Genomic DNA, 25096 nt, shown 5'->3' with positions numbered 1-25096 from the left:
TGAACGGTCGGCGCCGCGCGCGCTGAGCCGGCCGCGCGCCATACCGGTCAGCCGCCGGAGGGCTTGCCGTCGGTGCCCTCGGGCGGGGACTCGAGCGGGGTGTCGTTGCGCAGCAGCGTGAACAGCGCCTTGGCCCGCGGGGTGTCCCACTTGACCGAGCTGCCGGCGCTGGTCTGGTAGTTCAGGCTCTGCAGCGGGACCACGAGGCTCAGGCCCTGGTCGTTGGAGACCGCGCGCATCGCCAGCAGCACGCGGCTCGCGTCGCGCATCGAGGTGTCCTGACCGACGATGAGGCCCTGGGCCGCGGCGTGGGAGAACCCCCAGTAGCGGGTCGGCACGAGGACCGTCGACGGTGTGAGCGCCTTCTTCATGATCGCCGCGAGGAACTGGCGCTGGCGCTCGGCCCGGCCGATGTCGCCGCGCGGGTCGGAGTAGCGGGCGCGGACGTAGCCGAGGGCGTTGCGGCCGTCGAGCAGCTGGCAGCCCTTCTTGAGGTTGATGCCGGCCTTCTTGTCGTTCATGGCGAACTTCACGCAGATGTTCACCCCGCCGACGCTGTCGACGACGGAGGCGAACCCGGCGAATCCGATCTCGACGTACCCGTCGATGTGCAGGTCGGTGACCTGCTCGACGGTCTGGACGAGCAGGTTCGGGCCGCCGAACGCGAAGGCCGCGTTGATCTTGTTGCTGTTGTGGCCCGGGATCGGCACGAAGCTGTCGCGCGGCAGGGAGATGAGCGCGGGCTTGCCGCCCCCGGCCGGGACGTGGACGAGGATGATCGAGTCGGTGCGGCGGCCCACGGCGTTGCCGGTGGCCAGCTCCTTCTTCTGGGCCTTGGTCAGGCCCTCGCGGCTGTCGGACCCGACGAGCAGGTAGTTGTACCCCTTGCTCTGGGCCGGGCGGGTGCCGGCGGGGGTGGTGTCGACCTTGCTGACGGAGTTCCACGCGTGCAGCGGGGTGAAGGCCATGAACGCCAGCCAGGCCACGACGACCAGGCCCACGAGCAGGGCGACCGGCCGTCGGCGGCGCCGGCGGGGCTCGCGGGGTCCGCGCGGCTCCTGCGGCGCGCGGGGACCGGCCGGGGGAGCGGACGGCGGGGCAGTGGCGGACTGGCGCGGTGTCCGGGGGGCCCGGTCGGCAGGGGCCGTGGCGGCTGCGCCGTACTGGGCGCGCGCACCGGTGTCCCGAGCCTGGTTCCGAGCCTGGTTGCGGGCCTGGTTGCGGGCCTGGCCGCCGCCCGAGCCGGGGCCACGGCCCTGCTTGCGGCCGCGCACGTCGACGACGTACACGTCGTCGGGGTCGTCCTCCCACCCGGCCGTGGGGTCGGCGTCGCCGCGCTGCGGGATCGGGCGGGCGTCGTCCGGCCCGGTGTGGCGTCCACTCATCCCGCCAGTGTCCGCTGCGCGGAGCGGGCGTGGCAAAACGGCGCGGCGGCCCGGGCGGGAATTCGTCCGACTTCGACCCGAGATGGTGCGCCCGGCCCAGCCGGTCGCGCGACGCACCGAAACCCTGACCGGGACCTGACCGGCACCTGACCGATCCCAGACCTCGCCACGACACTCGCACGATCACACGCGTCACAGGAATCACGCTGGCCCCACTTCATACTGGTCCACCATGAGCCGCAGCCCAGCCCCGTCCCCCGTGGACGACGAGGCCGGCGTGTACGTCTCTGGCCGTGCGCACCGCACCCTCGCCGACGCCGACGTGCTGAACGCGGGCATGCGCCGCCGTCGCGCGTTCACCCTCGTGCTGCTCACCCTCGTCGTGCCGGGCAGCGCCCAGCTCGTCGCGGGGAACCGCCGCCTGGGCCGGTTCGCCGTGCGCGTGTGGCTGGCCCTCATCGGCCTCGTGGCCGCCCTGGGGGTCGTGTTCGTCGCCAGCCACTCGTTCGTCATCGGCCTGCTGGGCCGGTCCTGGGTGCTCGGCGCGCTGGAGTGGCTGATCCTGGGGTTCGCCGGCCTGTGGGCCCTGCTCTTCGTCGACGCGTGGCGGCTCGGCCGCCCCAGCAGCCTGGTCATCCGGGCCCGCCGGATGCTCACCGCGGTCACGGCCGTGATGCTCGTCGTCACCTCCGGAGGCCTCGTGTATGCCGCGAGCAGCGTGGGTGCCGGGAAGGACGCCCTGGGGGCCCTGTTCGGCGACGGCGAGGCCGTCGGTGCCGTGGACGGTCGCTACAACGTGCTCCTGCTCGGCGCCGACACGGGCAAGGACCGCGTCGGCACCCGCCCGGACAGCATCCAGCTCGTCAGCATCGACGCGCAGACCGGCGCCCCCGTCACGTTCGGCTTCGCCCGCGACACCGAGAACATCGACTTCCGCCCCGGTTCGACGATGGCCCGGCTGATGCCGGACGGCTGGAACTGCGGCGACAAGTGCCTGCTCAACGGCCTCTACACCTGGGCCCAGGACCACGCCTCGCAGTTCCCGGCGGGCACCGCGAACCCCGGCGTGCTCGCCACCCGCGAGGCCGTCGAGGCCCTCAGTGGCCTGACGATCCAGTACTACGTCATGGTCGACCTCAAGGGCTTCCGCAAGATGGTCGACGCAGTCGGCGGCCTCGACGTCACGGTGAAGTACCGCACGCCCATCGGCGGCGGCACCTCGCCGATCATGGGATGGATCGAGCCCGGCCGCCAGCACCTCGACGGGTACCACGCCCTCTGGTACGCCCGCTCGCGCCAGGGCTCGACCAACTACGAGCGGATGGCCCGCCAGCGCTGCGTCCTCACCGCCATGTCCGCCCAGCTCGACCCCGAGACGGTCCTGCTGCGCTTCCAGAAGATCGCCTCGGCCAGCTCCGGCCTCATCCAGACCGACCTCCCGCAGGCCGAGCTCGGCCGGTTCGCCGACCTGGCGATGAAGGCGCGTTCGCAGAAGATCCGCGGCGTGAACTTCGTCCCGCCCCTGATCAAGCCGTGGGACTACGACCCGGGCGTCATCACCCGCACCGTCGCCTCGACCATCAAGGCGTCGGAGAAGGGCGCGGGGAAGTCCGCGAAGGCGAAGAAACCGGCGGCCACCGCGAAGGCCACGGCCGCGCCCCCGGCGCCCAGCAGGCCCGTCGCCCAGCCGGGGACCGCGGTGCAGGACCCGGCCAAGGCGGCCGGCAACGCGGCGGAGAGCGATCTCTCCTCCGTATGCTCTGCAACCTCATGACCAGCACGCCCCCTGCCTCCGAGTCCCCTTACTCCGAGTCCCCTTACTCCGAGTCCCCGGCCTCCGAGTCCCCGGCCTCCGAGTCCCCGGCCCCCGGGCCCGGTGACCCCCTCGAGCGCGACGACGCCCTCGAACCCGGCGACGTCCCGGGCGCCCTGCCCCGTCCTGCCCGGGTGGGGGTGGTCATGCCGATCCTCAACGAGGAGCGCCACCTCGGCGAGGCTGTCGACTCCGTGCTCGGCCAGGACTACGACGGACCCGTGCACCTGGTCCTCGCCCTCGGGCCCAGCCAGGACCGGACGGATGCCATCGCGCGGGAGATCGCCGCGCGCGAACCCCGCGTGCGCACCGTCACCAACCCGTCGGGCCGCACACCGGAGGCGCTCAACGCGGCCATCGCCGCGCTCGACGACGTGGACGTCGTCGTCCGGGTCGACGGCCACGGGGTGCTCGACCGCGACTACGTCCGCACGGCCGTCGAGCTGCTCGAGGAGACCGGCGCGGCGAACGTCGGCGGACTCATGGACGCCGAGGGCGTCACGTCGTTCGAGCGGGCGGTGGCCGCGGCGATGACCTCGCGGCTCGGGGTCGGGTCGGCACGCTTCCACACGGGAGGCGAGTCCGGCCCGGCCGACACGGTCTACCTGGGGGTGTTCCGGCGGGAGTGGCTGGACCGCACCGGTGGCTACGACCCGCGCTTCGTCCGAGCGCAGGACTGGGAGCTCAACCACCGCCTGCGCGAGGCCGGTGGGCTCATCTGGTTCTCACCACGGCTGCGGGTCGCGTACCGGCCGCGCCCCACCCTCGGCGCCCTGTCGCGGCAGTACCGCGACTACGGCCGGTGGCGCCGGGTCGTGGCCCGCACCCACGCCGGCACCATCAACGCCCGCTACCTCGCCCCGCCCGCTGCCCTGCTCGGGGTGGTCGTCGGCCTCGTCGGCGGCTTCCTGTGGTGGCCCCTGTGGCTGGTGCCCGCGGCATACCTGGCGGCGACGACGGTCGGGGGCCTCACCGTGGGTGACCGCAGGCTGGAGCCGGCGGACCGCCTGTGGCTCCCGCTGGTGCTGCCCACCATGCACCTGAGCTGGGGCTGGGGGTTCCTGACCAGCCGGGTCCGGATCGACTGACGCCCTCGGCAAGGGGTCAGCGGCAGGCGTCGAGCCGGTAGAGGGTGTAGTCGCCGGCTCGGCCGACGACGGAGAAACCGGCCGCGTCCGCGACCCCGTCGATCCCGGCGTAGCGCCGCTCCTGCCCACGGCTGTCGGTCATCGACGAACCGCCGGTGAGGACGTAGCCCACCCGGTGGCGCGCGGCGGCCTGGCAGACGGCCGGGTCCTCGGCGGCACGGTCGAGGTCGGCACCGAGCAGCTCGAGGTCCCCGCCCTTGGACCAGACCTTCTCCGTGGGGAACAGCACGCGCCGGTCGCTGGTGAGGTAGAGGTAGCTGCCGCCCTGCCACGGGTTCGCGGCGACGACGGCTCCGGCGGGCACCTTGGCGCCGAGGGTGCGCAGCGCCTCGAGGTCCGCCTCGCTGGCCCACGACTCGTCGGCCGGCGCGGAGAAGTACCCCGTGAGCGAGTGGCGGCTTGCGCCGATGTCGGCCCCGGCGGTCGCAGCGACGAAGGCGACCGCGACGAGCGCCGTCGCGGCCAGGGCCGACGTGGCCCGCCGCGACGACCCGGCGGACGCCTCGGGCGACGCGCCTCCACCGAACCGGGTGCCCATCCGGGTGCCCAGCCAGCCGGCGGCCGCGGTCAGGGCAGCCGTGGCGAGCAGGGCGGCCGGCAGGACCATGAGGGCCCCGAGTCGAGGACTGTTGTTGTACCAGGGCCAGGTGAGGAGGCGGGTGGCACCGTCGTCGACCAGGGCGATCGCGAGGTAGAGCGCCGTCACGCCGAGGTGGGCGAGCACGACCCAGAGGTGCTGCCGTCGGACGACGAGGACGACCAGCCCCACGAGCACGACGAGCCCCGCGACCCACAGCGGGGAGAGCGCGCGGGGCGAGAGGAACAGGACGTCGACGACACCCTTGGCGTTGCTCATCTCCCGGCCCGGGGGGTTCGAGGAGCGCATGCCGACGGAGACGACGGTGGCGGCGACCCAGGCGGCCGACAGGCCGAGCAGGACGACGAGCGCCGCCCCGACCGAGAGGGCGCTCGCCACGCGTCGCGTGGACCGGAGCAGCCAGGCCCGGCGCAGCAGGGCGGCCACGACGACGAGGGCGCCGATGAGGACGAACGAGATCAGGGCGTTCGGGTGCGCGATGGCCAGTCCCGGCAGGCCGGCGAGGCCGAGCAGCAGCGAGCGCGAACGGACCGGGCCGTCGACCGCGGCGAGCAGCAGGGTGAGCGCCGCGGGCAGGAGGGCCTGGCCGAAGAGGTTGGGCCACAGCACGCCGTACCCCATGAGCCAGAAGGGGAAGGCGGCGAAGGCGACCGACGCCAGGGCGGCGCACACGGTCGTCGCCCACCCGGAGCCGAAGAGGCGACGGGCGAGCACGAGCAGGCCGATCGGCCACACGACCCCGGCGAGGGCGAGTGCGACGCAGGAGGCTGCGACGACGGGGGTGGCACCGGTGAGCTGGGCGACGGTCGCGGCGACCCCGTGGAAGGCGGCGGGGTAGAAGCCGGTGCCGCTGGGGGAGGCGTACCCGCCGGCGTGCAGGGCCGAGATGTCGTGGCCGGCCAGCATCCACTGGATCGTGCCGAGGTGGAAGATCGTGTCGGGGCTCTGCGGGAACGCGGTGGGACGGGCGGTCTCGGGGACCACGACGAGGACGGCGACGACCAGGGCGACGGCGACCCCGACGAGCAGCGACCACGGCGACCCGTCCGACGCCGCGGAGCGGCCGTCGTCGGGACCGTCGGTCGTCCCGGTTCCGTCGGGCTCGGGGCGGGACCGCAGCAGCAGGCCGACCACGGCGCAGCCGGCCAGCAGGACCAGCACGCTGACCGCCAGGGTGGCGACGCCCCAGTCCACGCCGACGATCCCGGCGACGATGCCGCCCCCGGCGAGGGCCGTCGTCGTGAGCAGGGGACCGGTTCCCAGCGCCGTGGCCCAGCGGAGCCCGGCCAGGCGGGCGCCCACCGCTCCGGGGAGCACGAGCAGGAGCGCGGCGACGGCCACGACCGGCGCGGCCTCGAGCCACGTGGTGGAACCGAGGGCCATCAGCGCCGCGCCATCGTCACGGGGGGCCCCGGTACGGCACCGGGGACGGGCCGACGCGTCGCTGGGGTCATGGGCGACAGCATACGAGCGGCGCGACGCAGTGCCGGGCACCCGACCCCGGCGCCGCGGGATCCGGGGCCGGCCGGGTCGCTGGCGATATGCTGCGCGGGCCCTGCCGCCGCACCGAAGAGGACCGCATGCCCACCACCGCGCGAGGCCTGCCGTGCCGGCGGTGCCCGCTGTGAGGTCGTGGTCCGACACCCTCCGTGCGGTGCTGCGCCAGTCCGCCGCCGACGGCCCGGCCACCCCGGGGTGGCTCACCGTGCCCCGGCTGCTGGCTCTCACGGCCCTCACCGCGGCCTGGGTCGCGCAGCGCCCCGACGACGCCCTCGTCTGGCTGGTGGCCGGCGTGCTGCTGGTGGCCACCGCCGTCGAGCCGGTCCTGCGCCGGCTGCTCCCCGTCCCCGCCGCCGTCCAGCTCCCCGGCTGGACGCCGCCCACCGTCGCCGTGGCGCGGTTCGTCGTCCCGGCGGCCCTCGTCGCCCTCCTGCTCGTCCTCGTCGCGGCGGCCGGGGCGCTGACGCCGTGGGTCTTCGGCGTGGCCGCCGTCGTCCAGGGGGTGCCCCTCCTGCTCGCCACGGCCCAGGCGCTGCGCGCGTATGCCGCGCGGGCGGCCGCCGCAGCCGCCCTCGGTCGCGCGGTGGCACAGGTGGCGCCGGAGTTCGTCCTCTACACCGCCCGCCGTGGTGGCGCCTACCAGCTGCAGATGTGGCTGCCCCACCTCGAGGCGCTCGGCCGACCGTTCCTCGTGGTGACGCGCGACCCGGCGGCCCTCGCACCGCTCGCGGAGGTGACGACGGCTCCGGTGGTCGCGTGCCCCACGTGGCGAGACCTCGACCGGGTGGTCGTCCCGAGCCTGCGCGCGGCGTTCTACGTCAACAGCGTCGCGGCCAACGCCGACTTCGTGACCTACCGGCAGCTGACCCACGTCTACCTCGGCCACGGCGAGTCGGACAAGGCGCTCTCGCACCACCCCGCGCACGCCATGTACGACCTCGTCTTCGTCGCGGGGCAGGCCGCGGTCGAACGGTACGCGCGGCACGGAGTGCAGGTGCCCGCCGACAAGTTCGTCGTCGTCGGCAACCCGCAGTCGGCCGCGGTGGAGCCCGTCGACACCGTCGCGGGCTCCTCGGACGGTCGCCCCGCCGGTGCCGTGCTCTACGCGCCCACGTGGCAGGGCTACAACGACGACTCGTCCTACTCCTCGCTGGGCCACGGGGTGCAGGTCGTGCGCGCCCTGCTCGAGCTGCCGGGTCCCGTCGTGTTCCGCCCGCACCCGTTCTCGCGCACCCGCGCCACCGAACGCGGCCACGTCGCCGCGGTGGAGGAGCTGCTCGCTGCGGACGCCCGGGCCACGGGACGTGCCCACGTGTACGGCGTGGACGAGCCGTTCGCGGCCAGCGCCAACCGCGTGGTCGCGATGGTGGGCGACCTGTCCAGCGTCGTGACCGAGTTCCTGGCCTCGGGCAAGCCCCTGGCGCTGGTCACCGACGGTGAGCCGGACTTCGCCACGCGCAACCCGGTCGCGCGGGCGGCATACCTCGTCGCACCGGACCTGGCGGAGCTGCCGGCGGTGCTGGCCCGCATGCTCGGCGACGACCCGCTGCGCGAGGAGCGGGTGGCGGTGCGCCGCCACTACGTCGGGGCCGAGGGGGACCAGGCGTTCGCCCGGGCGGTCCTCTCGCTGCTCGACGCACCGCGCGGGGCTGACAGCCGCTCGCGCCACAGCCGGTAGGGTCTGGCGCGTGACAGCGTTGCGCACGGTTGCCGTGGTCCTTGCCGGTGGAGTCGGGAGCCGGGTGGGACTCAGCATCCCCAAGCAGCTCATCAAGATCGCCGGACGGCCGATCATCGAGCACACGATCGAGGTGCTCAACAGCAGCCCGCTCGTGGACGAGATCATCGTCATGATGACCCCCGGGTACCTCGACCCGGTGCGCGCCATCGTCGCCAACGGCGACTACACCAAGGTCACCCAGATCCTCGAGGGCGCCGACACCCGCAACGGCACCACCGGTCGCGCGCTGCAGGCGCTCGGCGCCGAGGAGTGCAACGTCCTGTTCCACGACGCCGTGCGACCGCTGCTCAGCCAGCGCATCGTCCGCGACTGCGTGGCCGCGCTCGAGACGTACGAGGCCGTCGACACCGCGATCCCGTCCGCCGACACGATCATCTCGGTCACCGACCAGAGCGAGATCAGCGACGTCCTCAAGCGGTCCGAGCTGCGCCGTGGCCAGACGCCCCAGGGCTTCCGCAAGTCGGTCATCTCGCGCGCGTACGAGCTCGCGTCCCAGGACCCGAACTTCACCGCCACCGACGACTGCACCGTCGTCCTGCGCTACCTGCCCGACGTGCCGATCGCGGTCGTCGCGGGCGACGAGCGCAACATGAAGGTCACCGAGCCCATCGACGTCTACCTCGCCGACAAGCTCTTCCAGCTCACCAGCCACGACCTCCCGCAGGACCACACCGACGACGAGTTCGGCGAGGTGCTGCGCGGCAAGACCGTCGTGGTCTTCGGCGGCAGCTACGGCATCGGCGCCGACATCGTCTCGCTCGCGGAGCGGTTCGGTGCCACCGTGCGCGCGTTCAGCCGGTCCGGCACCCGCACCCACGTCGAACGCCGCGCCGACATCGTCGCCGCGCGCCAGCAGGTGCTCGCGGAGACCGGCCGCGTCGACTTCGTCGTCAACACCGCCGGGGTGCTGCCCCGCGGGACGCTCGAGGAGACGACCGAGGAGACCATCTACGCGGCGACCGAGGTCAACTACATCGCGCCGATCCTCATCGCCCAGGAGTTCTACCCCTACCTGCGCGAGTCCGGTGGAGCCCTGCTGCTGTTCACGTCGAGCTCGTACACCCGTGGCCGTTCGGGCTACAGCCTCTACTCCTCGGCCAAGGCCGCCACGGTCAACCTCACGCAGGCGCTGTCCGACGAGTGGGCCGTCTCCGGGGTGCGCGTCAACTGCGTCAACCCCGAGCGCACCGGAACCCCCATGCGCACCAAGGCATTCGGCCAGGAACCGGCTGACAGCCTGCTCGAGTCCGAGACCGTCGCCCGGGCCGCCCTGCGGGTGCTGGTGTCCGAGCTGACCGGTCACGTCATCGACATCCGGCGCGCCGACCCGTTCACCTCGCACGAGCTCACGGCCGCGCTGGCCGACGACATGCACCAGACCGAACCGCACGACGAGATGCCCGAGGACGCGGAGGCCGCCGCCAGCGGTTCCGCGCCGGGCCAGTAGCCGGCGACGCGTCGGAGCGAGAGGAGTACACGGTGTCCGTCAAGGTGAGCGTCGTGGTCCCGGTCTACAACCCGGGCCCGTACATCGACCCCTGCATCGAGTCCCTCCTGGGCCAGACCATGGCGGCCGAGGACCTCGAGCTGATCTTCGTCGACGACGGGTCGACCGACGACTCGCTCGCCAAGCTCCAGGCCGTGGCGGCCCAGCACCCGCAGGTCACCGTCATCCCGATCCCCAACTCCGGCTGGCCGGGCAAGCCCCGCAACACCGGGGCCGACCAGGCCAAGGGCGACTACGTCATGTTCGTCGACCAGGACGACACGATGGAGCCCGAGGCGCTCGAGCGGATGCACACCCTGGCCGCTGCCAACGGTGCCGACGTGGTCCTCGGCAAGGTCATCAGCGACTTCCGCGGCGTCAACCACGAGGTCTACCGCACCCACCGGCCGTCGTGCACCGTCTTCGACGCCCCGCTCATGGAGAGCCTCACACCGCACAAGATGTTCCGCGCGGACTTCCTGCGGGAGAAGGGGATCCGCTACCCGGAGGGGCCGCGCCGCCTCGAGGACCAGCTCTACATGGCGAAGGCCTACTTCGCCGCCTCCGCCGCGACGATCGTCGGCGACTACGTCTGCTACCGCTACCTGCGCCGCCCCGACGGGGGCAACGCCGGGTCCAAGCGGTTCGACCCGGCCGTCTACTACGGCAACCTCCGCGAGGTGCTCGACGTCGTCGACGCGCACACCCAGCCGGGCGAGGAGCGCGACCACTTCTACCGCCGCTTCCTGCGGGTCGAGCTGCTCGGGCGCCTCGGCGGGGGCAAGGTGCTCAAGCACCCGGAGGAGTACTTCGACGCCCTGCTGCGCGAGGTCCGCGCGCTCCTCGAGGAGCGGTTCCCCGCCTCCGTCGACGCCGGTATGGGTGCGGCCATGCGGGTGCGGGCCGGCATCGTCCGCGCCGGTGACCGCGAGCAGATCATGGACCTGGCCCGCGAGTACAACGCGGTCAAGGCCGCTGCGGTCCTCACCGGGATGCGTTGGGCCGGCTCGTCCTTCGAGCTCGACGTCGAGGTGCGGCTGACCCACCGTGGCAAGCCGCTGGTGCTCGAGGCCCGTGACGGCCGGCTGTTCCTGCCCCGCGCCGTCGTCGGCACCGCGTGCACCGACGACGAGCGGCGCGTCGACGACCAGCTCGACGCGGCCTACGGCGACGTCGTGCTGCGCCACCGGGAGCTGCGCGACGAGTGGTACCTGCCGCAGCCGCTCGAGGTGACGCTCGAGCAGTCCGGCGCCGGGCAGGAGGTGGTCTGGCGGGGCACCGCGACCGTCGACCCGGCCAGGGCAGCCGCTGGCCGGGCGCTGCGCGAGGGCAAGCAGGACTTCTACCTGCGGCTCGGTGTCTTCGGCTGGGCCCGCCAGCAGCGACTGGGCGCCGACCGGCGCGACGGCATCGTCGTCCCCGACCTCTTCGCGGAGCCGGGCGGACGCCTCGTCGAGCGGTTCGACACCGACCCGCACGGCAACCTCAGCCTCAACGTGGACATCCCCAAGGACCGCGCCCGTGTCCTCATCGCGCGCACCTCGGTGCGCTCCGCATCGCGGACGCGGGTGGAGCTGGCGCCGAACGTGCACCTCGCGCAGGACGGTGGCAAGGGCACGCTGGGCCTGCGCCGGGCGGACGGCCACCGCACGTCGTGGCCGGTGGTGACCGGTGGCCAGACCTGGGTGGCCTCCGCCCCCGAGGGCGAGTCGTTGCGTCCCGGCACCTACGAGCTGACGCTGTCGGCACCCGGGCCCTGGGGGGCCGTGCGGCTGCTCGAGGTCGTCGTCGTGTCACCCTTCGGCGTCTCGTCCCGTCGGGCCACGGCCGGGCAGACCACGACGGAGCGGCTGACCGGTCTCGCCGCGCGGGTGCGCCGTTCCCTCAAGGGCTGACGACGGGGCGCCCCCACGTGCTGACGGCCTCGTCGAAGGCGCGGTCGAACCGGGCGACCGGGTCCTCCGACTGGTCGCCGAGCAGGTAGGCCCGCGTGCGGGTCCGCTCCTCGCTCAGCGAGTCCGACTCGCGGGCGTCCTGCACGAACCCGGCGATGTCGCTGCCGTCACCCATGAGCACGTACGCGCCTGCGGCCGAAGGGAACTCGAGGCGGAACTGTTCGGCGCTGGTGGTCCCGAAGTGCGTGACGACATACGGCTTGCCGGAGGCCAGGAAGTCCGTGATGACGCTGGAGATGTCGCTCACGAGCAGGTCGGCGCGGTTGAAGGCGCTGTACAGACCCTCGGAACCGGTGACGACCTCGTGCGGATGGCCGGCCGCGGCGACGAGGTCCTTGAGCGAGTCCACCTCGTCCCCGAACGCCGGGTCGTCGGTCCCGGTGCCGGGGTGCGGCTTGAACAGCACCCTGACGCCCGGCATGGCCAGCAGCGTCTCGAGCAGGACCCGCCCCTGGCTGAGGATGGAGGAGTACTCCCACTCGGCGAAGAAGCCCTCACGGGTGGGGGCGTAGAGGACGGTGTAGTCCCACTCGCCCTGCCCGTCGTCGCCGTGGTGGTCCTCGGCGAGCGGGGCGGCGACCCGGTGGATCTCGGCCAGCTGGGGTCGGCCGATCTCGCGCACCTGCTCGTCGCGGACGCCGACGTCGGCGATGCGGTAGCGGTCGCGAGCGGCGGGGCCGCTGACCCACGCCTCGTCGAAGATGCGGGTGAGGACCGTGGCGCTGCCGCCCTTGTCGCTGTCACCGTGCCCGACGAACACGTCGACGATGCCGGGCAGGCGCAGGAGGTGGTTGTTCGTCGCGACGTTGGACGGGTAGAGCGCGATGCGGACCGAGGGCGGCACGACCCGCTCGATGTCGCCGGGTCGGCTCACCATGACGACCGGCAGGGTGTCGGTGGACACCAGGGGCTCGTTCCACGGCTCACGCACCAGCACGACGACCCTGCGGTCGACCAGCTCCAGGGTCGGCATCCACACGTTGGCGATGTAGCCGATGGCCTCGGGCCGGCTGTAGTAGAAGAGCGCCTCGGGGGAGAGGTCGCGCAGGGCGTCGGCGAGCAGGTCGACCGTCTTCTCGTGGGGGGTGTCGTTCCGCGCCCGCAGGGCGTCGACCAGGGCCAGCACGACGAACAGCACGCACACCACTCCTGCGACCGCCGAGGCGATCGCGATGGCGGCGCGGGGCCCGTCCGCGAGGGGGACCACCACGCCCACGACCATGGCGAGGGTGGCCGCCGAGATCCACCGCTGTCCCTCGCCCAGGAGCGCAGGTGCCAGGGGAGGGTTGCGGACCACACCGGGGACCTCGAGGTTGCGCCACGAGACCGGCGAGAGCCGGTGGGCCACCGCGTCGGTGACCAGGACCTGCAGGGCCAGGCGCGAGAGCCACACCAGGGCGAGGGTGACGGCGACGAGGACCACGGTGCCGTGGTCGTCACCGAACGCCGCGACGGCCAGGCCCCCCAGCAGCAGGCCGCGCAGTCCGGTCCGGACGGTCAGGCCGGCCCCGAAACCCTCGAGCGCGCGGGCGACGGCCGCTCGCTGGCGCACCACGGCCTCGCCGAGGAGACCGACGAGCGTGCCGAGGACGAACACCACCGCCGCGAGCAGCGGGTGGGAACCGGCGAGGGGCAGGGCGGCGGCGAGCAGGGCGAACCCGGCACCGAGCACCCCGATGACGGGCAGGTAGGTCTTCACGCGTCCTCCTGGACGGCCTGGGTCCGAACGGCCTCGGTCTCCACGGCCTCGGTCTCCACGGCCTGGGACTCCACGGCCTGGGACTCCACGGCCTCGGCCTCGATCGCCTGGACCTGGGCCGCCTCGACCGCCCGGTCGAGGGCCCGGTCGCTGCGGCCGATGGCCCGGGTGACCTCGTCGGTGAACCGGGCGATGGGGTCGGCGACGGGTTCGCCGAGGAAGTACGTCGCGAGCTCGAGCCGGCGGGGTCGCAGGGTGTCGGGTCCGGCGGCGTCCTCGATCGCCGCGAGGAGGCCGGAGACGTCTCGACCGATGACCCCGCCCCCGGCGGTGCTGGGGAACTCCGCGTGGAACCGGGCCAGCGGGACGTCCTCGGGGTTGGTCACGAGGTAGGGCTTGCGGGAGGCGAGGAAGTCGGCGACCACGCTGGAGATGTCGGCGACGAGGACGTCGGCCTCGTTGAACGCACGGTAGAGCGCGTCCGGTTCGGTGCCGACGACCTGGTGGGGGCCGGAGGACAGGCGGCGCTCGATCGCGGCCCGCGCGGTGGCGGCCTTCTCCAGCCGGGTGCCGGTGGCGGGGTGCGCCTTGAACAGCACGCGGATGTCGCGGTCGGACGCGAGCAGCGCGTCGACGATCCGCTCGCCCATGGGCGCCACCGAGGAGTAGTTGACCCCTTCGAAGTTTCCCTCCCAGGTCGGGGCGTAGAGCACCGTCAGGGGAGAGGCCTGCTGCGCGCCGTCGGGGACGGCCTCGATGTGCGCGAGCTGCGGGCGGCCGACGGTGACGAGCTGGTCGGGCCGCACGCCCTCGCCGCGCTGCAGGTAGCGGTCGCGGGCGGCCTCGCCGGCCACCCAGATCTCGTCGAACACCCGGTGCAGCGGGCTGTAGGTCACCGACTTGTCGCCGTCACCGTGGTTGATGAAGACGTGGCGCAGGCCGCGCAGCCGGATCATGTGGTTGTTCTTGATGACCGTCGTCGGGTAGAGCGCCACCCGCATCGACGGCAGCTGGAAGGCCTCGATGTCCTGCGCGCGGGGCAGCACCAGCACCGGGGTGTTCGTGGGCAGCAGGTCCTCGAGGTGGCGGCTCTCGCGGATGAAGATCACCGTGGGCTGCTCGATGCGGTCGATCGTCTCGAGCCAGACGTTGAGCTGGTAGGTGGTGTCGGGGCCGCCGCTGAAGTACACGACGACCTCGGGGGCGAGCTCCTGCAGGGCTGCGAGGACCCTGGCCTTCTCGTGGGCGGGGGTGGCCAGCCGGCCGACCAGGCGACGCCGGGCGAGCCCGCGCTGGATGACGAACACTGCGCCGGCCACGACGAGGAGCAGGGCCACCCACACCGGCCACGTCGCGTCGAGGGTCCACGACAGCCACAGCCCGACGACGAGCGGCACGTCGACGTGGAGGGCGAACCGCGCACCCGAGACGGTCCAGAGGCGAGGGAGCGTGGTGGGCAGGATCTGCGGGCCGCTGTCGGCCCCGTCGACGTCCAGGCCGCGCCACCAGACCCGGCCGCGCCGCATACGCCGGTTGCGCGCCCCCACCACCCGGTATGCCGCGTGGCCGGCGTGGACGACGACCACCGCGGTGAGCGCCGCGGTCACCGCGAGCGGGGAGGGGTGGGTGATCAGGGCCCAGCCCAGGAAGGCGACGGCCTCGCGGAAGAGGTGCCGGTGCGGCGGGGCCATCTCGCGCTCGTTGAACCAGATGACGGCCCGCGGGTCGACCCGGTAGAACGAGGCGTCCGTGACGTAGTTGACGACCAGGGCCGCCCCCAGGAGCCAACCCTGCTCGGCCAGCGCCGCCAGCAGCATCACCGCCGAGCTGAGCACCCACAGGAGGCTGACCAGGACCTCGCTCCTGCGCAGGGCCGATGCCAGTCGAGTCATGGTGTCCGTTCGTCGGTCGCGGGGGTCGGCCCGGCTCTCCACCGGGCTGCGCCGAGGATACCGGGGTGGCGTACCCTCGGTCGTCGGGCCGACGCGAGATGATGCCCACCGGCAGGCGAGGCGGGCAGGCACCCCACGACAGGCAAGGACCCATGAAGCTGATCACGCGAACCCAGGCGATCCTGGCCCGGCGCAGCGTGCTGTGGACGCTCGTGATCCGCGACCTGCGGGTCCGCTACTCCCGCAGCGTCCTCGGGTACCTCTGGACGATCCTCGACCCGCTCCTGATGTCGTCGGTCTACTTCGTCGTCTTCGTCTTCATCCTCAAGCGCAACAACCTCGGGCACGAGCCGTACTTCATGTTCCTCGTCATCGGCCTGCTGTCCTGGCAGTGGTTCTCGGGCTGCCTGACCGACACGTCGCGCGCGCTGATCCAGGAGTCCAAGCTCGTGCGCTCCACCAACCTCCCGCGCGAGATGTGGGTGCTGCGGGTGGTGCTGTCCAAGGGGATCGAGTACCTGCTGTCGCTGCCGGTCCTGGTGTTCTTCAGCATCGTCTACCTCGTCAAGGGCCAGCTGCACGTCAACTGGTGGGTGCTGCTGTTCCCGCTCGCGATCGTCCTGCAGGCCGTCGCCCTGACCGGCATCGGCCTGATCCTCGCGCCGGTGACCGCCCTGGTGACCGACACCCAGCGGGTCGTGCGCATCGCCACCCGGGTGATGTTCTACGCCACCCCGGTGGTCTACGCCGGACACCTCGTGCCCGCGCCCTACGACAAGGTCACCTGGCTCAACCCCCTCGCCGGGATCCTCGAGATCATGCGGGCCGGGCTGTTCCGGCACGACAGGTTCCCCATCCTCTGGGGGGCGATCGGGACGTCGGTCGTGGTGTCGTTCGCCCTGCTGGTCGCGGGGTTCGCCGTCTTCTCGCGCCTCGAGCGCGCCGTGCTGAAGGAGATCTGATGGCTGCCCACGAAGCCCAGCCCCTCAGCTCCGGGTCCGCCGGCTCCGAGCCCGTCATCTCCGTGCGCGACCTCGGGATCGAGTTCTACCGCTCCCGGCGTCGGCGCATGCAGCTGCGCGAGATGCTCTTCCACGGTCGCAGCGGCGCCACGAAGCAGACCTTCTGGGCGCTGCGGAACATCAGCTTCGACATCCACGCCGGTGACGCCGTCGGTCTCGTCGGCGGCAACGGCGGTGGCAAGAGCACGCTGTTGAAGATGATCGCCGGCGTGCTGCTGCCCGACGAGGGCTCGGTGGAGGTGCGTGGCGGGGTCGCGCCGCTCATCGAGCTGACCGGTGGCTTCCTCGGCGAGCTGTCGGCCCGCGACAACATCCACCTCACGGCGGGTCTGCACGGGCTGGGCAAGGCCGAGATCGAGGAGCGCTTCGACGACATCGTCGACTTCGCCGGTCCCGAGGTGCGCGCCGGCCTCGACACCCCCTACCGCCACTTCTCCTCGGGCATGAAGGTCCGGCTCGGGTTCGCGGTGGTCACCACGCTCGACGAGCCGATCATCCTCGTGGACGAGGTGCTGGCCGTCGGCGACCGGGCGTTCCGCGAGAAGTGCTACCAGCGGATGGAGTCCCTGCTGGGTGACGGCAAGACGCTGTTCCTCGTGTCGCACTCCGAGCGCGACCTGCGCCGGTTCTCCACCCGCGGGATCTACCTCAAGCGCGGTCAGCTGGCGATGGACGGTCCCATGGAGGACGTCCTCGACCGCTACAACCACGACCTGGACGCCGGGGCGTGACCTCCGGCACCGAGCGCGTTCAGCCCGCCGAGCCCACCGTCGGCAACGCGACGGCCCGGGCGGTCCACGGCCTGAGCGCCGGCGCCGACGTCGTCGTCCTCGGCGGCGACGGTGGGTCGGCCATCACGCAGACCCTCGCCCTGCTCGGCATCTCGAGCCCCCCGGTGGTCCTCGGCGGCCCCTTGTCGGCCCAGCTCGGCGGTCTGGCCGACGCGCTCGCCCGCACCGGTGACGCACCGGCTGTCGTCGCGGCCCACGACCTCGGCATCTCCCCGGTGGCCCTCCTCGACCTGCTCGACGGCCCCGGGGTCCGCACCGCCGCCCTCGTGGCCGACCCGTACGCGCTCGCGGAGGGTGCGGACCTCGCGACCCCGGCCCGTGTCGGGCACGACGGGAAGCTGGTCGAGTCCGTGGGCACGTCGGCGCACGAGGTGACCGCGCCCAACCGGGCGCTCCCCGGTGTCCTGCGGGTCAGCGGCCCCGACCGTGCCGAAGCCGCTCGGCTCCTTCGCGCCGCAGCGTCATCGGCCGACGGGTGGGGGTCCGACGCGGTGGCCGTCGCCACCCTCGTCCTCGTCCGGGGCGGGCTCACCGTGCAGGCCGGCCCGCTCGGGCCGTTCGACTGGTCGCGCCCGGGGGTGCGCGCCGTCGGGGCGGCGGGGGAGCCGTGGCGGCAACGCCTCCGCGGCGCCTCCCGCGGTGGTGACGGCTTCTTCTCCACGTATGCCGTGCGCCCCCTCTCGAGGCGGCTCACCGGGGTGGGCCTGGCCCACGGGTGGACCCCGAACGTCGTCACGGTCGTCTCGCTCGCCTTCGGCCTGGTCGCCGCGCTGCTCGTGGCGACCGGAGCCTGGTGGGCCTGGGTCGTCGCCGCGGTGCTGCTCCTCGTGGCGCTCGTCGTCGACTGCGTGGACGGCGAGATCGCGCGCTTCACCCGGCGGTTCAGCCCGCTCGGTGCCTTCCTCGACGCAGTCGGCGACCGCGTCAAGGAGTACGCCGTCCTGGCCGCCGTCGCAGCGGTCGCGGTCCGCCAGGGCTCGGACGGCTGGCCTGTGGCGCTCGCGGCGATGGCCGTGGTGACGCTGCGCCACCTCGAGGACTACGCGTACGAGCACCGGCTGAGGGGTTCGCGACGCAGCCGGCCCGACCTGCTGCCGGTCGACGTGCCCCGCGACCTCGGTCCGCAGGGGGCGCGCACGACGTTCGCGCCACCCCCGAGCACCCGGACGCAGGTGGTGCACTGGACCAAGAAGGTGGTCCACATGCCCATCGCGGAGCGCTACCTCCTGATCTCCCTGACCCTGCTGACGCACCGGCCGATGCTCGTCCTGTGGGTCCTGACCGTCGCCGTCGCGGTGGCCGTGGCGTGGACCCAGGGCGGTCGGGTGGCCGCGGTCCTCGCGGGCCGCGACCGGACCTGGGCCTCCGTGGAGCAGGCGACCGGACGCGGTGACCTCGACGAGCAGCTGGACCTCGGACCGCTGGCGGTGGCCGTCTCGCGCGCACTGCGGGCCCCGTTCCTCGTCGGCCTGCTGGGGGCGGCCGTGCTCGTCGTCGCCGTGCCGTGGGTCGTCTGGTCGGGGCACGTAGGTGTCGGGCTCGTCGTCGCCGTGGTCGGGTTCGTGGCTGTCGCCGCGGCCTGGCAGCCGCCGGTGCACCACCGCCTCGCCTGGCAGGCCCCGGCCGCCCTGTGGGTGGCGGAGGCCCTCACCGTCGGCGTCCTCGTCCACCACACCCTCGACTCCTGGTCGGCCGCCGCGTTCGCGTATGTCGCCGCCATCGCCTACCACCGCTACGACGTCGTCTACCGGCTCCGCGACACCGGCACACCACCCGCCTCGTGGGTGGCGGTGGCAGGCCTGGGCACCGACGGACGTCTCGTCGTCCTGCTCCTCGTGGCCCTGCTCGCCCCCGGGGCGGTCGTCCCCCTCCTGTGGGTGTCGGCGGTCGCGCTCGCCGTCGTCTACCTCACCGAGTCCTTCCTCGGCTGGCGTCGGTGGATCGCCGCCCAGCCCGACCCCCTGCGAACAGGATCGCCGGCATGAGCCAGCTCGCCCACGACCCCTCCGACGACCGGCCCACGATCACCCAGCTCAAGGCCGTGGCGCAGCCCCCGGAGCACATCGCCCGCTACAACGCCGAGCACTGGGCCGGGGCCCTGTACATCCGGCACCTGTCCATCTACGCGACCCGGGTGCTGCTGCCGACCCGGATCTCCCCGAACGGCGTCACCTGGCTGATGATCGCCGTGGGCGTGCTCGGGGCCCTTGCCCTGCCGCTGCCGGGAGTCGTCGGCCCGCTGGTGTGCGTCGTGGCGATGCAGCTGCAGATTCTGCTCGACTGCAGCGACGGCGAGGTGGCCCGGTGGCGCCAGCGGTTCTCGCCGGCCGGGATCTACCTCGACCGGATCGGCCACTACCTGACGGAGGCCGCGATCCCGGCCTTCCTCGGCCTGCGCGCCGACGGTTGGTCGCTCGCCCACCCGCTCGACGTCGGCGGATGGACCGTCCTCGGGCTCCTCGTGTCGGTCGTCGTGCTGGTCAACAAGGCCTTCACCGACCTCGTGCACGTGGCGCGCGCCAAGACCGGTCGCCCCATGCTGGAGGACGTCGCGGCCACCACGCGGTCCAAGGTGTCCGGCCTCGCCGCCGTCCGCAGGGCGATGGGCTACCTGCCGATCTTCCGGGCCTTCGTCGCCGTCGAGGCCTCGCTCCTCGCGCTGGTCGCCGGGGTCGTCGACATCGCCCACGGCGACCTCCTCGGCACCCAGGTGCTCGTCGTCGTCATGGTGCCGCTGGCCCTGGTGACCGCGGGTGGCCACCTGCTCGGGGTCCTCACGAGCTCGAGGCTGGACTGACCGTGACGACCCGCGGACCGGTGCGGGTGCTGCAGTGGGCCCAGGAGCACGGTGAGGTCGGTGGCGTGCACGCCAGCCACCGGCAGCTCACGGCGACGCTGCGCTCCGAGGGGTCCGTCGTCCGCTACGTCGACACCGGCTCGCCCCGCCGCGCGCTGCGAGCGCTGCCATCGGTCTGGGCCCGCCGGTCCCTCCACCTGTTCCACATCACCCGGCTGTGGCGGGCCATGGTCCTCGCGCCGGTGTTCGCGGTGCTACCGGGTACGACCGTCCTCGTCCTGCACTCCGGCTCCACCCTGGGCCAGGTGCGCAGGCTCGGACCGGCAGGCGCTGCGGTGCTGCGCGTCGCCCTGCACGCCTACGACCAGATCTGGGCCGTCAACGACGAGATCCGCGAGGTCCTGCCCGCCGGGCTCCGCGGGCGGGTCCGCGTGGTCACGCCCTACGTCCCCTCTCCTCACGCTGTCCCAGCCGTCGCGCCCGCGCGTGACCCACACGCCGTCGTGGTCGCCACGAACGCCGGGCTCGAGCACTACCACGCCGACCTCGCCGTCGAGGCGGTCCGCCGGGTGCGCTCGGGCTCCTGGCCCGATGCCACCCTCCGCGTGCTCGCCTACGGCCACGACGGCGACCGGCTGGCCGAGCTGCGTCAGCTGGTCGCACAGGAGCCGTGGGTCACGCTCACCTTCGACGCCCCGGCACCCGAGGTGGCGCACGTGCTGGCCTCCAGCGGCGTCTTCCTGCGCCCCACCGCCTGGGACGGCGACTCGGTGATCGTCCGGGAGGCGCTCGCGGCCGGTGCCCGCGTGGTCGCCAGCGACATCTGCCCACGCCCCCTCGGGGTCGAGCTCTCCCCCCTGGACGCGGCCTCGCTCGCGCGGTCCCTGGTCGAGGGGGGACGGGCCAGCACGGGGGAGGGCCTGTCCACGACCACCATGCTGGACGCCGCCCACGATGCCGCCGCCGCCGTGGCCGGACGGTAGCCTCGGCGCAGCGCCACCACCACGACGGCCACGCCGCGACGCCATACGAGGAGCTTTTGTTGAGCAACCGCACCGTCATCACGTTCGGCACCTTCGACGTGCTGCACGTCGGGCACATCCGCGTCCTCAAGCGGGCGGCCGAGTTCGGTGACCGGCTCGTCGTCGGGGTGTCGGCGGACGCGCTCAACATGGCCAAGAAGGGCCGCAACCCGGTGTTCGACCAGGACGAGCGGGTCGAGATCATCAGCAGCCTGAAGGTGGTCGACGAGGTGTTCGTCGAGGAGTCGCTGGAGAAGAAGCGCGACTACATCCTCGAGCACGGGGCGTCGGTGCTGGTCATGGGCGACGACTGGGCCGGCAAGTTCGACTGGGTCAGCGACGTGTGCGAGGTCGTCTACCTGCCCCGCACGCCGTCGGTGTCGACGACCGGGCTCATCGAGCACATCGCCAAGATCGCGCCCTGAGACGGCGGCGGTCCTGACGCGGTCCGCCGCTGGGACCGTGGGTGGCGCCGCGAGTCAGGCCGTGGGGGCCCCGTCGGTCGGGGAGTCCGGCGCGCCGGTCGTGCGGACCTGCTCCTGCGGGAAGTCGCGCTCCGCCTCGTCCAGGGCGAGCCGTCGGGCCAGTCGCGTGTAGCGCGTCTCGAGGTCGCGGAAGCGCAGGTAGGTCGTCACGGTGAAGCTGAGGAACGCCACCACGAGCGCGTAGAGCACCATGTCGGTGCCACGGCCGACGCCGACGACGTGGGCGATGCGGTTCCAGACGTTCGGGATGAGGATCGACACGACGGCGAACGCGGCGAAGAGCAGGAGGCCGAGCCGGCGGATCGCCTGGGCGCGGGCGCCGTTGCTGCGGAACAGCCGGGCGACGAACGCCAGCACGGCGACCATCAGCACGACCTGGATCAGCACGAGGTTGGTCATCGGAGGATCAGCTCCACGAGGATGTTGACGGCGTTCCAGATCGACTGGCCCTTGGCCTTGGAGTAGTCGGTGTAGAGGATGTGCACCGGGCTCTCGCCGTAGCGGACGTCCAGGTCACCGATCTGCGCGACGAGCTCGGAGGCGTGCGCCATCCGGTTCTGGGTGATGTCGATCCGCTCGACCACGCCCCGGGACAGGAGCCGGAGGCCGTTGTGGGCGTCGGTGAGGCGGGTCTTGGTGGTGAGGTTGGTGTAGCCCACCGCTGCCCGCAGGACGATCTTCTTGAGCACGGACGCCTGGGTGCGGTCGTCGAGGAAGCGGGAGCCGAACACGACCTCGAGCGACTCGGCCCGGGCCTTCTCGAGCATGGCCACGACGTCCGAGACCTGGTGCTGGCCGTCGGCGTCGAAGGTGACGACCCACCGCATACCGGGGTCGCCCAGGGCGTAGGTGAAGCCGGTCTGGAGGGCCGCACCCTGCCCGAGGTTGATGGGGTGGCGCACCACGACGGCACCGGCCGCCTCGGCGACCGCCGCGCTGGCGTCGGACGAACCGTCGTCGACGCAGACGACATGGGGGAAGACCGCCCTGGCGGTGGCCACCACGTCGCCGATGACCTGGGCCTCGTTGTAGAGCGGGATGACCAGCCAGACGTCGTCGTTCATCGTCGGCCAGCCTAGTGGGCCGCCCGGGCGGTGCTGGTCAGGCGCGGGCGGGTGGGAGGAGAATTGCCGTGGAGGCCGGCGCTGCGGGGTGCGTAACGAAACGGCCACGTGGTTCCCCTCAGACCGGGACGACGGCGACCGATGTGTGACTGTGGGGGCTGGTGCCCGATTCGTCGGGCTGCCCACCCCCCTTCGCAGACTCTGAGAGTGAGAGGACACCTCCCGTGTTCCGAACGATGCGACGGCGTGCCGTCCGCTTCCTCGCCACCACGGCCGTCGGTGCCGTGGCCCTCGGCCTGGCCGTGCCCACGGGCGCCGCTGCCGCGGGGAACGCCCCGGACCCGCAGTGGGGTGCCAACCAGCCGCGGCCGACGTTCACGGAGAGCCCGACCGACGGGAACCCCGACGGACCCGCGCCCGACGCGTCCGCGCCGACCGTCTCCGGTGCCGAGGCCTCGGCCGCCGTCGCCCAGGACGAGCGTCGCGCTGCGACGGCCAGGTCCTCCGCAGCGGCCGCCTCCTCGTGGGTGCTGCGCGGCGCCGGCTGGGGCCACGGGATCGGCATGAGCCAGTACGGCGCGTTCGAGATGGCCAGGGCGGGCTACACGGCCCCCCAGATCCTCAAGCACTACTACACGGGCACCACGTACGACGCCGTCAGCGACAGCCAGACCCTGGACGTCAACATCCTCAACCAGGTGTCAGGGTCGAGCACCGTGACCGCTGTCCCGTCGCTCGTGGCGGCCGGCAACGGCGGCGGTGCGTTCACCGTCACGGTCGCAGGGGACTCCCGGACCATCACCGGTGCGCTGGGCGACGCCGTGTCGTTCAGTCGGGTCGGCGACACCATCAAGGCGAGCTGCTCGTCCTGCACCGGGGTGTCCTCCCTGGCCGGCACGACCGCCATCCTGCGGTGGGACAGCCTCCCCGGCATGAACGACAAGACGCTGATGAAGATCGGCGGCACGCTCTACCGCGACGGCACCGTCCGGATGAAGCCCTACGGCACCAGCAGCTGGAACGTCGTGAACCGGGTCCGGCTGCACGACGAGTACCTCGACTACATCGCCGAGAGCCCGTGGTCGTGGAACCTCGAGGCCCTCAAGGCCCAGGCCGCCGCGGCTCGCGGCTACGCCCTCAGCAAGTACCAGGCGCTGGGCGGCACCGTGCGCGCATCCTGCGACTGCCACCTCTACGACACGACGGCGGACCAGGTCTACGCCGGCTACTCGACCGTGCTCGGCAACGGCAACCAGCCGTACTGGGCCAACTGGCGCAACGCCGTCCGCGCCGCGGGCACGTCTGCGACCGGCTACGTGGCCCGCTCCAGGGGGACGATCATCCAGGCGTTCTTCTCCTCGTCCTCGGGCGGTCGCACCGAGAACAACGAGGACGTCTGGGGCGGCACGCCCCTGCCGTACCTGCGCGGCGTGTCCGACCCGTGGAGCCTCAAGGACAGCAACCCCGCACGGGCGTGGCGCCAGGTGGCCAGCGCCCCGTCGCTCGCCCGCGTGTTCGGCCTGTCCGACGTCGCGCGCCTCGACCTGTCCGACCGCACCGCCAACGGCGGGGTGCACACGGCGACCGCCACGTCGACGGCCGGCACCGTGCGCACCGTCACCGGTGACCAGCTGCGTTCGGTGGTGGCCTCCGGCACCCCGTTCTCGGGCCAGGTCAACTCGACGATGATCCGCCACCTCACGACCCGCCTCTCGGGGGCGGACCGCTACGCCTCCGCTGCTGCCGTCGCGGCACGCACCACGTCGTCGGCCGGCGCCGTCGTCGTGGCGGCCGGTGACGGCCTGCTCGTCGACGCCTCGGTCTCCGGGCCGCTCGCGGCCACGGTCGGCGGACCGCTCCTGCTCACGCAGCAGTCCAAGCTCCCCGCCGCGACGATCGCGGAGCTGAACCGCCGCGGCAGCGCGGTGAAGACGGCCTACGTCGTCGGCGGTGCCGGCGTGGTGTCGGATGCGGTCGCCGCGCAGCTGAGGAGCCGCGGGCTGACCGTGACCCGGCTCGGTGGCTCGAATCGGTTCGAGACCTCCGCCGTCGTCGCCAAGGCCATCAAGGCCAGGCGGGCCACCCCGACCGTCGTCGTCGCCGGTGGCGAGGGACTGCCGGACGCGCTCGGCGTCTCCGGCCCGGCCTCCGCCCTGCGCGAGCCGATCCTGCTCACGCCGGCAGGCGGCCTGAGCTCGTACACGTGGTCGGCCCTCTCCGCCCTCAAGCCCACCTCGGCGCGCGTCGTCGGCGGCAGTGCCGTGGTGGCCACCGGGGTCGAGGACCAGCTGCGCCGTGCCGGCGTCACCACCGTCACCCGCCTCGGCGGCACGGACCGGTATGCCGTCTCGGCTGCGGTCGCGTCCTTCTACCGTTCGCGGGTGCCGGTCCAGTCCGAGATCGTCCTCACGTCGGGGCGCAACGAGTCGCTCGTCGACTCGCTCGTCGCCGGAACGATGCAGCGGGTCATCGCCCTCACCCCGGGGTCCTCCCTCGGTGACGACGCCCTCGCCACCCTGCAGACCAGCTCGCAGCTCGAGACCCTGACAGCGGTCGGCGGCACGGCCGTGGTCTCGGCTGCGACCCTCACGACGGCTGCCAACAGCTGACCCGACGACCCGACCCCTTCTCCCCGCGAGTTTGAAGCGGCACCGACGTCCTGACGTCGGTGCCGCTTCAAACTCGGCGCGCGGGAGGT

General features: G+C 72.9%; 18 protein-coding genes. 12 read left to right on the top strand and 6 right to left on the bottom strand.

What is annotated here, in order from left to right; genetic code table 11:
* Positions 1 to 47 precede the first annotated feature (47 nt).
* Positions 48 to 1385 carry an LCP family protein gene (locus ACYVKF_RS01285; RefSeq protein ID WP_460964296.1) on the bottom strand — a complete coding sequence of 446 codons (1338 nt, stop codon included), beginning with the start codon at positions 1383 to 1385 and terminating at the stop codon, positions 48 to 50.
* A 232-nt stretch (positions 1386 to 1617) separates the two neighbouring features.
* On the opposite strand from ACYVKF_RS01285, the gene ACYVKF_RS01280 reads away from it, so the two are divergent.
* Both ACYVKF_RS01280 and ACYVKF_RS01275 read left to right on the top strand, forming a co-directional pair.
* Positions 1618 to 3159, top strand: coding sequence for an LCP family protein (locus ACYVKF_RS01280; RefSeq protein WP_460964294.1), 1542 nt, complete (start codon positions 1618 to 1620; stop codon positions 3157 to 3159).
* Complete coding sequence (locus ACYVKF_RS01275; RefSeq protein ID WP_460964292.1) at positions 3156 to 4286, top strand: glycosyltransferase family 2 protein; 1131 nt, start codon at positions 3156 to 3158, stop codon at positions 4284 to 4286. The genes ACYVKF_RS01280 and ACYVKF_RS01275 overlap by 4 nt, the downstream gene beginning before the upstream one ends.
* Positions 4287 to 4302: 16 nt before the next feature.
* Here ACYVKF_RS01275 and ACYVKF_RS01270 read toward each other — a convergent pair whose 3' ends face one another.
* Complete coding sequence (locus tag ACYVKF_RS01270) at positions 4303 to 6327, bottom strand: DUF6541 family protein (protein ID WP_460964290.1); 2025 nt, start codon at positions 6325 to 6327, stop codon at positions 4303 to 4305.
* A gap of 271 nt (positions 6328 to 6598) precedes the next feature.
* Between ACYVKF_RS01270 and ACYVKF_RS01265 the strand changes: the two genes are divergently transcribed.
* From ACYVKF_RS01265 to ACYVKF_RS01255, 3 genes are read left to right on the top strand one after another with little or no spacing between them, the layout of a single operon-like run.
* Positions 6599 to 8122, top strand: coding sequence for a hypothetical protein (locus tag ACYVKF_RS01265; RefSeq protein ID WP_460964288.1), 1524 nt, complete (start codon positions 6599 to 6601; stop codon positions 8120 to 8122).
* 10 nt (positions 8123 to 8132) lie between these two features.
* Complete coding sequence (locus ACYVKF_RS01260; protein WP_082580881.1) at positions 8133 to 9632, top strand: bifunctional cytidylyltransferase/SDR family oxidoreductase; 1500 nt, start codon at positions 8133 to 8135, stop codon at positions 9630 to 9632.
* 32 nt (positions 9633 to 9664) lie between these two features.
* Positions 9665 to 11566: a glycosyltransferase family 2 protein gene (locus tag ACYVKF_RS01255; protein WP_460964285.1), complete on the top strand. Its 1902-nt coding sequence runs from the start codon at positions 9665 to 9667 to the stop codon at positions 11564 to 11566.
* On the opposite strand, the gene ACYVKF_RS01250 is transcribed toward ACYVKF_RS01255, so the two are convergent.
* The gene (locus ACYVKF_RS01250) at positions 11556 to 13325 is read right to left on the bottom strand and encodes a CDP-glycerol glycerophosphotransferase family protein (RefSeq protein ID WP_460964283.1); all 1770 of its coding nucleotides are present in this window, start codon (positions 13323 to 13325) and stop codon (positions 11556 to 11558) included. The two genes, ACYVKF_RS01255 and ACYVKF_RS01250, sit on opposite strands and share 11 nt — an antisense overlap.
* On the bottom strand, positions 13322 to 15217 hold the full coding sequence (locus ACYVKF_RS01245; RefSeq protein ID WP_460964281.1) for a CDP-glycerol glycerophosphotransferase family protein: 1896 nt from the start codon (positions 15215 to 15217) through the stop codon (positions 13322 to 13324). Before ACYVKF_RS01245 ends, ACYVKF_RS01250 begins: the two co-directional genes overlap by 4 nt.
* 152 nt (positions 15218 to 15369) lie before the next feature.
* Between ACYVKF_RS01245 and ACYVKF_RS01240 the strand changes: the two genes are divergently transcribed.
* Genes ACYVKF_RS01240 through ACYVKF_RS01215 form a run of 6 tightly spaced genes read left to right on the top strand, consistent with a single transcriptional unit; the run spans position 15370 to position 21274 of the window.
* Positions 15370 to 16179 carry an ABC transporter permease gene (locus ACYVKF_RS01240; protein ID WP_056916837.1) on the top strand — a complete coding sequence of 270 codons (810 nt, stop codon included), beginning with the start codon at positions 15370 to 15372 and terminating at the stop codon, positions 16177 to 16179.
* Positions 16179 to 16970 carry an ABC transporter ATP-binding protein gene (locus tag ACYVKF_RS01235; RefSeq protein ID WP_460964278.1) on the top strand — a complete coding sequence of 264 codons (792 nt, stop codon included), beginning with the start codon at positions 16179 to 16181 and terminating at the stop codon, positions 16968 to 16970. Before ACYVKF_RS01240 ends, ACYVKF_RS01235 begins: the two co-directional genes overlap by 1 nt.
* Positions 16967 to 19015 (top strand): DUF5941 domain-containing protein, encoded by a 2049-nt coding sequence (locus ACYVKF_RS01230; protein ID WP_460964276.1) that lies wholly within the window; start codon positions 16967 to 16969, stop codon positions 19013 to 19015. Before ACYVKF_RS01235 ends, ACYVKF_RS01230 begins: the two co-directional genes overlap by 4 nt.
* Positions 19012 to 19827 carry a CDP-alcohol phosphatidyltransferase family protein gene (locus ACYVKF_RS01225; RefSeq protein ID WP_056918702.1) on the top strand — a complete coding sequence of 272 codons (816 nt, stop codon included), beginning with the start codon at positions 19012 to 19014 and terminating at the stop codon, positions 19825 to 19827. Before ACYVKF_RS01230 ends, ACYVKF_RS01225 begins: the two co-directional genes overlap by 4 nt.
* A gap of 2 nt (positions 19828 to 19829) precedes the next feature.
* A complete protein-coding gene (locus ACYVKF_RS01220) occupies positions 19830 to 20810 on the top strand; it encodes a glycosyltransferase (protein ID WP_460964273.1) in 981 nt (326 codons plus the stop codon).
* 59 nt (positions 20811 to 20869) lie between these two features.
* Positions 20870 to 21274: an adenylyltransferase/cytidyltransferase family protein gene (locus tag ACYVKF_RS01215; protein WP_056917470.1), complete on the top strand. Its 405-nt coding sequence runs from the start codon at positions 20870 to 20872 to the stop codon at positions 21272 to 21274.
* Positions 21275 to 21328: 54 nt separating this feature from the next.
* On the opposite strand, the gene ACYVKF_RS01210 is transcribed toward ACYVKF_RS01215, so the two are convergent.
* Together ACYVKF_RS01210 and ACYVKF_RS01205 are read right to left on the bottom strand one after the other, a co-directional pair.
* The gene (locus tag ACYVKF_RS01210) at positions 21329 to 21733 is read right to left on the bottom strand and encodes a DUF2304 domain-containing protein (RefSeq protein WP_056916842.1); all 405 of its coding nucleotides are present in this window, start codon (positions 21731 to 21733) and stop codon (positions 21329 to 21331) included.
* Entirely contained in the window at positions 21730 to 22398 is a 669-nt protein-coding gene (locus ACYVKF_RS01205) for a glycosyltransferase family 2 protein (protein ID WP_056916843.1), read from the bottom strand. Before ACYVKF_RS01205 ends, ACYVKF_RS01210 begins: the two co-directional genes overlap by 4 nt.
* Before the next feature lie 224 nt (positions 22399 to 22622).
* Here ACYVKF_RS01205 and ACYVKF_RS01200 point away from each other — a divergent pair, with 224 nt between their 5' ends.
* Entirely contained in the window at positions 22623 to 25007 is a 2385-nt protein-coding gene (locus tag ACYVKF_RS01200; protein ID WP_460964270.1) for a SpoIID/LytB domain-containing protein, read from the top strand.
* Positions 25008 to 25096: the final 89 nt, after the last annotated feature.

The organism is Pedococcus soli (genome assembly GCF_054782575.1).
This window is presented reverse-complemented; position numbering and strand designations above follow the sequence as displayed.